The 10,013-nt window shown below is 48.4% G+C and carries 8 protein-coding genes, 2 tRNA genes and 1 other RNA gene; 7 read left to right on the forward strand and 4 right to left on the reverse strand.

What is annotated here, in order from left to right; translation table 11 throughout:
- Positions 1-152 precede the first annotated feature (152 nt).
- On the forward strand, positions 153-2,831 hold the full coding sequence (gene adhE, locus OGY06_RS12465; RefSeq protein ID WP_003833375.1) for a bifunctional acetaldehyde-CoA/alcohol dehydrogenase: 2,679 nt from the start codon (positions 153-155) through the stop codon (positions 2,829-2,831).
- Positions 2,832-3,073: 242 nt separating this feature from the next.
- Here the strand turns inward: adhE and tdk are convergent, their stop codons facing one another.
- Positions 3,074-3,691 (reverse strand): thymidine kinase, encoded by a 618-nt coding sequence (gene tdk, locus OGY06_RS12470; protein ID WP_008784954.1) that lies wholly within the window; start codon positions 3,689-3,691, stop codon positions 3,074-3,076.
- 610 nt (positions 3,692-4,301) lie between these two features.
- On the opposite strand from tdk, the gene hns reads away from it, so the two are divergent.
- Positions 4,302-4,715, forward strand: coding sequence for a histone-like nucleoid-structuring protein H-NS (gene hns, locus OGY06_RS12475; protein WP_003020723.1), 414 nt, complete (start codon positions 4,302-4,304; stop codon positions 4,713-4,715).
- A 136-nt stretch (positions 4,716-4,851) separates the two neighbouring features.
- Here hns and galU read toward each other — a convergent pair whose 3' ends face one another.
- The 3 genes from galU to rssA form a co-directional block, all read right to left on the reverse strand.
- A complete protein-coding gene (gene galU / locus OGY06_RS12480; protein WP_003020727.1) occupies positions 4,852-5,760 on the reverse strand; it encodes a UTP--glucose-1-phosphate uridylyltransferase GalU in 909 nt (302 codons plus the stop codon).
- 204 nt (positions 5,761-5,964) lie between these two features.
- Positions 5,965-6,978, reverse strand: a complete 1,014-nt coding sequence (gene rssB, locus OGY06_RS12485) for a two-component system response regulator RssB (RefSeq protein WP_164562694.1) — start codon at positions 6,976-6,978, stop codon at positions 5,965-5,967.
- Positions 6,979-7,068: 90 nt separating this feature from the next.
- Positions 7,069-7,980, reverse strand: coding sequence for a patatin-like phospholipase RssA (gene rssA, locus OGY06_RS12490; RefSeq protein ID WP_003833384.1), 912 nt, complete (start codon positions 7,978-7,980; stop codon positions 7,069-7,071).
- Between the two features lie 111 nt (positions 7,981-8,091).
- Here rssA and OGY06_RS12495 point away from each other — a divergent pair, with 111 nt between their 5' ends.
- From OGY06_RS12495 to OGY06_RS12515, 5 genes are all read left to right on the forward strand, one after another.
- Entirely contained in the window at positions 8,092-8,547 is a 456-nt protein-coding gene (locus tag OGY06_RS12495) for a YchJ family protein (protein ID WP_003833385.1), read from the forward strand.
- 55 nt (positions 8,548-8,602) lie between these two features.
- Complete coding sequence (purU, locus tag OGY06_RS12500) at positions 8,603-9,445, forward strand: formyltetrahydrofolate deformylase (RefSeq protein WP_003020737.1); 843 nt, start codon at positions 8,603-8,605, stop codon at positions 9,443-9,445.
- Between the two features lie 156 nt (positions 9,446-9,601).
- A tRNA-Tyr gene (locus tag OGY06_RS12505) sits at positions 9,602-9,686 on the forward strand.
- A gap of 34 nt (positions 9,687-9,720) precedes the next feature.
- A tRNA-Tyr gene (locus OGY06_RS12510) sits at positions 9,721-9,805 on the forward strand.
- A gap of 44 nt (positions 9,806-9,849) precedes the next feature.
- Positions 9,850-9,980, forward strand: a non-coding RNA gene (locus OGY06_RS12515) — RtT sRNA.
- Positions 9,981-10,013: the final 33 nt, after the last annotated feature.

Here is a 10,013-nt window from a genome sequence, read left to right on the forward strand (position 1 = left end):
AGCGTATAAGCTCTTTTAGTAAATCAAAGTAAAGTGGACGTTAATTAACCGTTTGATTTTCAAACCATTACACAAATTTTCGTCGGTCTGTCTATACTCTCGTATCGAGCAGATGATTTACTAAAAAAGTTTAACATTATCAGGAGAGCATCATGGCTGTTACTAATGTCGCTGAACTTAACGCACTTGTAGAGCGCGTAAAAAAAGCCCAGCGTGAATATGCCAGTTTCACTCAAGAACAGGTTGACAAAATCTTCCGTGCCGCCGCTCTGGCTGCCGCAGACGCTCGAATTCCTCTCGCGAAAATGGCCGTTGCCGAATCCGGCATGGGTATTGTCGAAGATAAAGTGATTAAAAACCACTTCGCTTCTGAATACATTTACAACGCTTACAAAGATGAAAAAACCTGTGGTGTGCTGTCTGAAGACGACACTTTTGGTACCATTACTATTGCTGAACCGATTGGTATCATCTGCGGTATCGTTCCAACCACTAACCCTACCTCTACTGCGATCTTCAAATCACTGATCAGCCTGAAGACCCGTAACGCCATCATCTTCTCTCCGCATCCGCGCGCAAAAGATGCAACTAACAAAGCAGCTGACATCGTTCTGCAAGCCGCTATCGCTGCTGGCGCACCGAAAGATCTGATCGGCTGGATCGATCAACCTTCCGTTGAACTGTCTAACGCGCTGATGCACCACCCGGACATCAACCTGATCCTTGCGACCGGTGGTCCAGGCATGGTTAAAGCGGCATACAGCTCCGGTAAACCGGCTATCGGCGTAGGCGCAGGTAACACCCCTGTTGTTATCGACGAAACCGCTGATATCAAACGTGCTGTTGCATCTGTTCTGATGTCTAAAACCTTCGATAACGGCGTAATCTGTGCTTCTGAGCAGTCTGTCGTCGTGGTTGACTCCGTATATGATGCAGTACGTGAGCGTTTTGCGACTCACGGCGGCTACATGCTGCAGGGCAAAGAGCTGAAAGCAGTCCAGGACGTTATCCTTAAAAATGGCGCGCTGAACGCAGCTATCGTTGGTCAGCCGGCATACAAGATTGCTGAACTGGCAGGCTTCTCCGTACCAGAAACCACTAAGATTCTGATCGGTGAAGTGAAGGTTGTTGACGAAAGCGAACCGTTTGCTCACGAGAAACTGTCTCCGACGCTGGCAATGTACCGTGCGAAGGACTTCGAAGACGCAGTCATCAAAGCTGAAAAACTGGTTGCGATGGGTGGTATCGGTCATACCTCTTGCCTGTACACTGACCAGGACAACCAGCCAGAGCGTGTTGCTTACTTCGGTCAGATGATGAAAACCGCACGTATTCTGATCAACACCCCGGCTTCTCAGGGTGGTATCGGTGACCTGTACAACTTCAAACTCGCACCTTCCCTGACTCTGGGTTGTGGTTCCTGGGGTGGTAACTCCATCTCTGAAAACGTTGGTCCTAAGCACCTGATCAACAAGAAAACCGTTGCTAAGCGAGCTGAAAACATGTTGTGGCACAAACTTCCGAAATCTATCTACTTCCGTCGTGGCTCTCTGCCAATCGCACTGGATGAAGTGATTACCGATGGTCACAAACGTGCGCTGATCGTGACCGACCGCTTCCTGTTCAACAACGGTTATGCAGACCAGATCACCTCCGTTCTGAAAGCTGCTGGCGTTGAAACCGAAGTGTTCTTTGAAGTTGAAGCTGACCCGACTCTGACCGTTGTTCGCAAAGGTGCTGAGCTGGCTAACTCCTTCAAACCAGACGTAATCATCGCACTGGGTGGTGGTTCCCCGATGGACGCCGCGAAAATCATGTGGGTTATGTACGAGCACCCGGAAACTCACTTCGAAGAACTGGCACTGCGCTTTATGGACATCCGTAAACGTATCTACAAGTTCCCGAAAATGGGCGTAAAAGCGAAGATGATTGCAGTTACCACCACTTCCGGTACCGGTTCTGAAGTGACTCCGTTTGCGGTCGTTACCGACGATGCAACTGGGCAGAAATACCCGCTGGCAGACTACGCGCTGACTCCGGATATGGCGATTGTTGACGCCAACCTGGTTATGGATATGCCGAAGTCACTGTGTGCGTTCGGTGGTCTGGATGCCGTCACTCACGCTCTGGAAGCTTACGTTTCAGTACTGGCTTCTGAGTTCTCTGATGGTCAGGCTCTGCAAGCGCTGAAATTGCTGAAAGAAAACCTGCCAGCGTCTTACCATGAAGGTTCTAAGAACCCGGTAGCGCGTGAGCGTGTACACAGTGCAGCAACTATCGCCGGTATCGCGTTTGCTAACGCCTTCCTGGGTGTATGTCACTCAATGGCGCACAAACTGGGTTCTCAGTTCCACATTCCTCACGGTCTGGCGAACGCCCTGCTGATCAGCAACGTTATTCGTTATAACGCGAACGACAACCCGACTAAGCAGACTGCATTCAGCCAGTACGACCGTCCGCAGGCACGCCGTCGCTACGCTGAAATCGCAGACCATCTGGGTCTGAGCGCACCGGGCGACCGTACTGCCGCGAAAATCCAGAAACTGCTGGGCTGGCTGGAAGAAATCAAAGCTGAATTGGGTATTCCTAAGTCTATCCGTGAAGCTGGCGTTCAGGAAGCTGACTTCCTGGCACACGTGGACAAACTGTCTGAAGATGCGTTTGACGACCAGTGTACTGGTGCTAACCCACGTTACCCGCTGATTTCTGAACTGAAACAGATCCTGCTGGATACCTACTACGGTCGTGAGTATAGCGAAGGTCAGACCGCCGCTAAGACTGAAGCAGTAGCTGCACCGAAAGCAGAAAAGAAAGCGAAGAAATCCGCTTAATTTGCTCAGATAAGTTTTAGTTTCATCATAAACGGTCCCAATTGAATTGGGGCCGTTTTTTTTCGTCTTGTGTTATGAAAATCGGGGAATACACAATTTAACCATGTGAATAGAATGGCAGTGTAAGAGATGTATTCAGGAAGATGTGAGACTAGCCGTCAGAAGAGAGTCTGACAGGGTAGAGAACATTGACGAAGGTTCCGGCCTACCCTGTGTTTATAAGCGCTCAGAAGCGTACAGGGTTAATCGTGGCTGTGTCGTTCTTGTATCGCCGTCAGAGAGCCCTCAGACTGCGCTTGTTTGTAGTGTTTACGACATACCGACACATAGCGTTCATTCCCGCCGATAACCACCTGCTCGCCCTCGTTATAAGGTCTTCCAGCCTGATCAAGGCGTAATACCATGCTGGCCTTACGGCCACAGAAACAAATGGTCTTTAATTCAACCAGTTTATCTGACCACGCAAGCAGGTATTCGCTGCCACCAAATAACTCACCACGAAAATCAGTGCGTAAGCCGTAACACAAAACAGGAATATCCAGTTGATCGACAACTTCAGATAATTCATAAACCTGTTGTCGGGTCAGAAACTGAGACTCATCGACCAGTACACAGTGAATTCTTTGCTGCGCATTCTCGGCGCGAATCTCTTCGAACAATGATGAATTTTGGTTAAACAATTTTGCAGGTGACGACAGACCTATACGTGAACTTACTTTTCCAGCACCAAAACGGTCATCAATTTCCGCTGTATATACAACGGCACGCATCCCACGTTCCTGATAATTGTACGAAGATTGCAACAATGCAGTCGACTTACCTGCGTTCATTGCAGAATAGTAAAAATATAGTTGTGCCATTGACCGAAGGCCCTCACCCGGGGAAATAAATATGGGCTGGATTGTAACATATTTCACGAACATGTCGGTGTAGCGTTGGCCGCCAAGGCGTATAAATGAGCGGGCAAGCTCGCACAGTGCCACCTGAATTTAAGTAACGGGTAGTGAGAGAGCATACAACCATCGACCAAACAGCCTGAGCTCGGACGCGTATATACACACTCTTTCACAAATAGTGCTCATGAAATTTATCAATGTCACTTATCATCATACGGCAATAAAGAACCCCTTCCCATATTGTTATTGAATCTACCTACTGTCGCCATGTATTAGCGAATTCACGTAAGCAAAACTAATACAAAAGGTTGAAATCACTGCAAAGAGATACTATTTGTACACCATAAAATGTGACCTGAATCTTGAATTTTTACTCTCAGCCGCTGAGAAGCCCCCTCGCCAATAAGCCTTTTTTATGCCCAACATCATGGGGAATTTAAGACAGGAGAATTAATTCTGATACTAAATAAAGCGCAATTTTGAATTCCTTACATTCCTGGCTATTGCACAACTGAATTTATCGCTCTATTATTAGCTCAACAAACCACCCCAATATAAGTTTGAGATTACTACAATGAGCGAAGCACTTAAAATTCTGAACAACATCCGTACTCTTCGTGCGCAGGCAAGAGAATGCACTCTGGAAACGCTTGAAGAAATGCTGGAAAAATTAGAAGTTGTAGTTAGCGAGCGTCGCGAAGAAGAAAGCGCTGCTGCTGCTGAAGTTGAAGAACGTACTCGTAAACTGCAACAATATCGTGAAATGCTGATCGCTGACGGCATTGATCCGAACGAATTGCTGAATAGCATGGCTGCTGTTAAATCTGGCACCAAAGCTAAGCGCGCTGCACGTCCGGCTAAATATAGCTATGTTGACGAAAACGGTGAAACTAAAACCTGGACTGGCCAGGGTCGTACACCGGCAGTGATCAAAAAAGCTATGGAAGAACAAGGTAAACAACTGGACGATTTCCTGATCAAGGAATAATTCAGAAATAGTTTGTTTAAAATCCCGCCACTGGCGGGATTTTTTTTACCGGTACTTCGCTCAAACCTACCCGGATTAGGTATAAAAAAACGGCGCTGTTAATACAGCGCCGTTCTGACCAGATAATACCAGAAGGTTACTTCTTAATACCCATCTCGTCTTCCAGCCAGGCTTTAAATTCGGCGCCGAGTGTATTATGGCGAATACCATATTCAACGAACGCCTGCATATAGCCCAGTTTATTACCACAGTCGTGGCTTTTGCCCTTCATGTGATAAGCTTCAACCGTCTCTTTTTCAATCAGCATATCGATAGCATCTGTCAGCTGAATTTCATCACCCGCTCCCGGAGGGGTTTTAGCCAGCAGAGGCCAGATATCGGCACTAAGAACGTAACGACCCACAACGGCCAGATTAGAAGGCGCAACATCAGCTTTTGGTTTTTCAACCACGCCAACCATCGGGACGCTTTCGCCCGGGGATAATTCAACGCCTTTACAATCCACAACGCCATAAGCCGTAACATCTTCTACCGGTTCAACCATAATCTGGCTGCTACCTGTTTCATCAAAACGATGAATCATTTCGGCAAGGTTGTCGCGGGATAAATCAGATTCGTATTCGTCAAGAATTACGTCCGGCAGGATTACAGCTACCGGTTCATCGCCAACCACAGGGTGCGCGCACAATACCGCGTGACCCAGACCTTTAGCCAGCCCCTGACGCACCTGCATAATAGTCACATGTGGCGGACAAATAGATTGCACTTCTTCCAGCAGCTGACGTTTTACACGTTTTTCCAGCATCGCTTCAAGTTCAAAACTGGTGTCGAAGTGGTTTTCAATGGAATTTTTAGACGAGTGAGTTACAAGTACAATTTCAGTGATGCCCGCAGCAATACATTCGTTTACGACGTACTGAATTAATGGCTTATCAACCAACGGTAGCATCTCTTTCGGGATTGCTTTCGTAGCCGGTAACATCCTGGTTCCTAATCCCGCAACCGGGATAACGGCTTTTTTGACTTTTGAATTAAGGGCAGCCATTTAAAACTCTCCTGGACTGTTCATGTATTGAACGTGTTCATCATTCTGTATCGCATCCGAGTATATCAGTACAGCGACAAGCTTCTGGTCTGAAAAGGACGCGCGTCGGTATAATTAAGATAAATACGAATAAATCTGGCGCTGATAGTAGCACTCACAACATGGGGAGGGTGAACCAATTTCATTTGCACGCCTCTCAATTGTTCATTCCGCAGACAACATCAAGCGCAGGCGACCTCCCGCCCCCCAAATCTGGCATTGCCATGACTCACAATGTTGGCTCAGCTGATTAAGATACGTATTACCTAAGGTACCCAGCGGAACGCCATTGCTGATTTGCACTTGGTGGGAACCGGTATTTAATGTCGCATTCAGCCCTGCTGATACCAGAATTAGATTTTTTAATCCGCTGTGGTAATACCCTACCAGCAAGGGAAACTGCCCTGGTAAATTGGCTTGCCGCAACAAATGATTTACCTGTTTCAATAACGTACCTAGCTCTGGCAACCGTTGATTTTGTTGTGTCAGTTGCTCCTGCAGTAAACCATTAAATAGCGCTCGCAGTAATAATGCAGCCAGCACGCCATTATCCCCTGCCCGCGTCACATCAAGGCAATAGAATGCAAGGTCATGATCCGACAGCGGCGCAATATCCAACACCAGCCCCGGTTGGTCGGCTGCCACCAATTGTCGATAGTTAATGCGACAGTGCGAGAGCACTTGCGACACTGGAGGCTGTAATTCTTTTAGCAACTTCGCAGCAGCAGTAGGATCGTCCACCATCGCATCCCAGTCGCGAAACAGCCGTTCTTCTTCTTCCACGCGTGAATTAAACATGTTGGGATAAAGACAGGCAAAGACGGTTTCTCGCAAGCGATTAAGGTCTTTCACCGGCTTCAACAGGACATCATCCACACCGAGTCGTAGCGCTTTGGCTATGTCGGACATGTTTTCCGTCGCAGAAATCACCAGTATCGGGGTCTGATCGCCACGATTGCGTAAATACTCAACCAGTTTGAGACCGTTCATTCTTGGCATAGCCAGGTCGCAGATCATCAGGTCGGGTTTAAAATGCCCAAGCAAGTCCAATGCTTCAAGTCCGTCACCAGCTACCGCCGTTGTCGCTCCCAAAGAGGAAAACCATGAGTCCATGAGTGAGCGAAATACCGGCTCATCCTCAACGATAAGAATCTGTTTTCCGACCAATGGCTGCGTCATATTCTCCCCCCTGACTGGCTTTAATAAATAGTGGCATGCTATTGCCACTCACGCCTGTCAGAATTAGCTTAAGTGTTGATAAAAAATGCGTTAGACGTTGGTTTTCACCAGGGGTAGAAGCTCATCCATTTTCTTCTCGACCGCTAACTGCCCGGCAGCAATTGCCGCACTGGCGCGGTGAAAATCCAGCGTGGATATTTGTGGACAAAACGGCTGAATCAGAATGTCTGGAGGGTCACCGGCCATGCGGTTACGTTTCAGTCGGTTTTCCAGAACCTGAATAGACGTCGTCATAATCTCCATCGCCGTGGGCGCAGTTACTGCACGCCTGGCCGTAATGTTGCTCAAGCGTTCTTTCAGACGGGCATGCCATGAGAGTTCGTCACCATCATCACCCGATTCGGCATCGCTATTGACGTTGAAGGAGAGTAAATCTTGTTGCATGAGATGCGCATCGTGTTGCAGGTCGACCGCAATAACAATATCGGCCCCCAACGCGCGAGTCAGGGAGACAGGGACAGGATTCACCACCGCACCATCGACCAGCCAGTAACCATTGTGCGCCACAGGTGACATCAGGCCAGGAATACTGCAGGAGGCCCGGACAGCCAGATGTAAATCACCTTCGGTGAACCAAAGTTCCCGACCCGTACTCAGATTGGTGGCCACTGTTGCGAAACGGCGAGTACATTGCTCAATTGCTTCTACCGGCATCACATTACGGTACTGATTGAATACCCGTTCACCGCGCAGTAAACCTCCCCTGCGCCACGAGAGATCCATCAACCGCAAAACATCCCAATAGCTGAAAGAACAGACCCACTTTTCGAGAGCAGGCAGCTTATTGCAGGCGTAGGCAGCGCCAACCAACGAACCGATGGAGCACCCTGCCACGATATCAACATCAATACCCATATGCTTAAGGGCTTTAATAACGCCAATATGCGACCAACCTCGCGCCGCGCCGGAACCTAGCGCCAGCCCAATTTTTATTTTTCTCATTATACGTACAAACTTCCCCTGGCTTGCAGACGTAGCAACATCGCTACCGCTCAGTTAACATAGTGCCACTCTGGCGTTTTTACGCCGTTTTTATATTCCAGGGAGTACTTTGTGTCTCAGCTTTGTCCCTGTGGTAGCGCTGTCGAGTATAGCCTATGTTGCTACCGTTATGTGTCCGGCGCGCAAGTAGCACCTACGCCGTCACACCTCATGCGTTCTCGTTACTGTGCTTTTGTGATGAAAGACGCAGATTACCTTATCAGGACCTGGCATCCGAATTGTCATGCGGCCGAGTTTCGCGACGACATTATCGCAGGATTTACTCATACCGAATGGCTTGGACTGACCGTTTTTGAACAAGAGACGGCAGACACAGAAAATATCGGCTATGTCAGTTTTGTCGCACGGTTTTCTGAACAAGGTAAAACAGGTGCAATTATCGAGCGCTCTCGTTTTTTAAAAGAAAACGGTCAGTGGTACTATATAGATGGTACACGCCCTCAAATTGGACGAAACGATACCTGCCCTTGTGGCTCAGGTAAAAAATTTAAAAAGTGCTGCGGCTAATCAACGCCCGACAGTATCAATTTTGCAAACATTCTCAACAGGATCACCGCTGCAAATGCATTCATTACAACGAAAAGTGCTGCGTACTATTTGCCCGGACCAAAAAGGTCTGATCGCGCGCATTACGAATATCTGTTACAAGCATGAACTGAACATCGTGCAGAACAATGAGTTTGTGGACCACCGTACCGGACGCTTTTTTATGCGCACCGAACTGGAGGGAATTTTTAACGACGTCACGCTGCTTGCCGATCTGGACAGCGCCTTACCTGAAGGCTCGATTCGTGAATTAACCCCAGCAGGCCGCCGCCGCATCGTCATTTTGGTCACCAAGGAAGCGCATTGCCTGGGCGATTTATTAATGAAGGCCAATTATGGCGGGCTGGATGTTGAAATCGCCGCGGTGATCGGCAATCACGAGACCTTGCGTCCTCTGGTTGAACGGTTTGATATTCCGTTTGAGCTGGTGAGCCATGAAGGTTTAACACGTGACGAACATGATCAGAAAATGGCTGATGCTATCGACGCCCACCAGCCGGACTATGTCGTGCTGGCCAAATACATGCGCGTTCTGACCCCGACATTTGTTTCACGCTTTCCGAATAAAATTATCAATATTCACCATTCATTCCTGCCAGCATTCATTGGTGCTCGTCCGTACCATCAAGCTTATGAGCGTGGCGTGAAGATCATCGGCGCGACGGCCCACTACGTGAATGATAACCTCGATGAAGGCCCAATCATTATGCAGGACGTGATCCATGTTGATCACACCTACACTGCCGAAGATATGATGCGCGCGGGTCGCGACGTTGAAAAAAATGTATTAAGCCGTGCGCTGTATCAGGTTCTGGCTCAACGCGTCTTTGTTTACGGTAACCGAACGATTATTCTGTAATCGATTGATAAGTTAATTGGTTACCTTTACATCTTTACGTGTAAAAATCAGGCAACCAGTTCTTTTTTATCAACGGAATGCTTTACAGGGGCGCATCATTTGATATGATGCGCCCCGCTTCCAACGGAAGCAGGCCAGTAATTAGCATTACCCCGTGGTGGGGTTCCCGAGCGGCCAAAGGGAGCAGACTGTAAATCTGCCGTCATCGACTTCGAAGGTTCGAATCCTTCCCCCACCACCATCTTCTAGCACTGCCTACAATTTGAATTACCCCTGGTGGGGTTCCCGAGCGGCCAAAGGGAGCAGACTGTAAATCTGCCGTCATCGACTTCGAAGGTTCGAATCCTTCCCCCACCACCATCACTTCATAAAGTACCAACAGCAAATCAATCTCTAATGCCCCATATTCTGCCCATGCGGGAAGGATGAGAAGCTTCGACTAAGGTTCGATTCGAGCGAAGCGAGAAAGCGTTGCCGCAGGCAACGACCCGAAGGGCGAAGCGCACTGCGCTGAGTAATCCTTCCCCCACCACCATCACTTCATAAAGCAACACACTCAATTCCTCTG

This window comes from Citrobacter sp. Cpo147 (assembly GCF_030332405.1).
Taxonomy (GTDB): domain Bacteria; phylum Pseudomonadota; class Gammaproteobacteria; order Enterobacterales; family Enterobacteriaceae; genus Citrobacter; species Citrobacter portucalensis.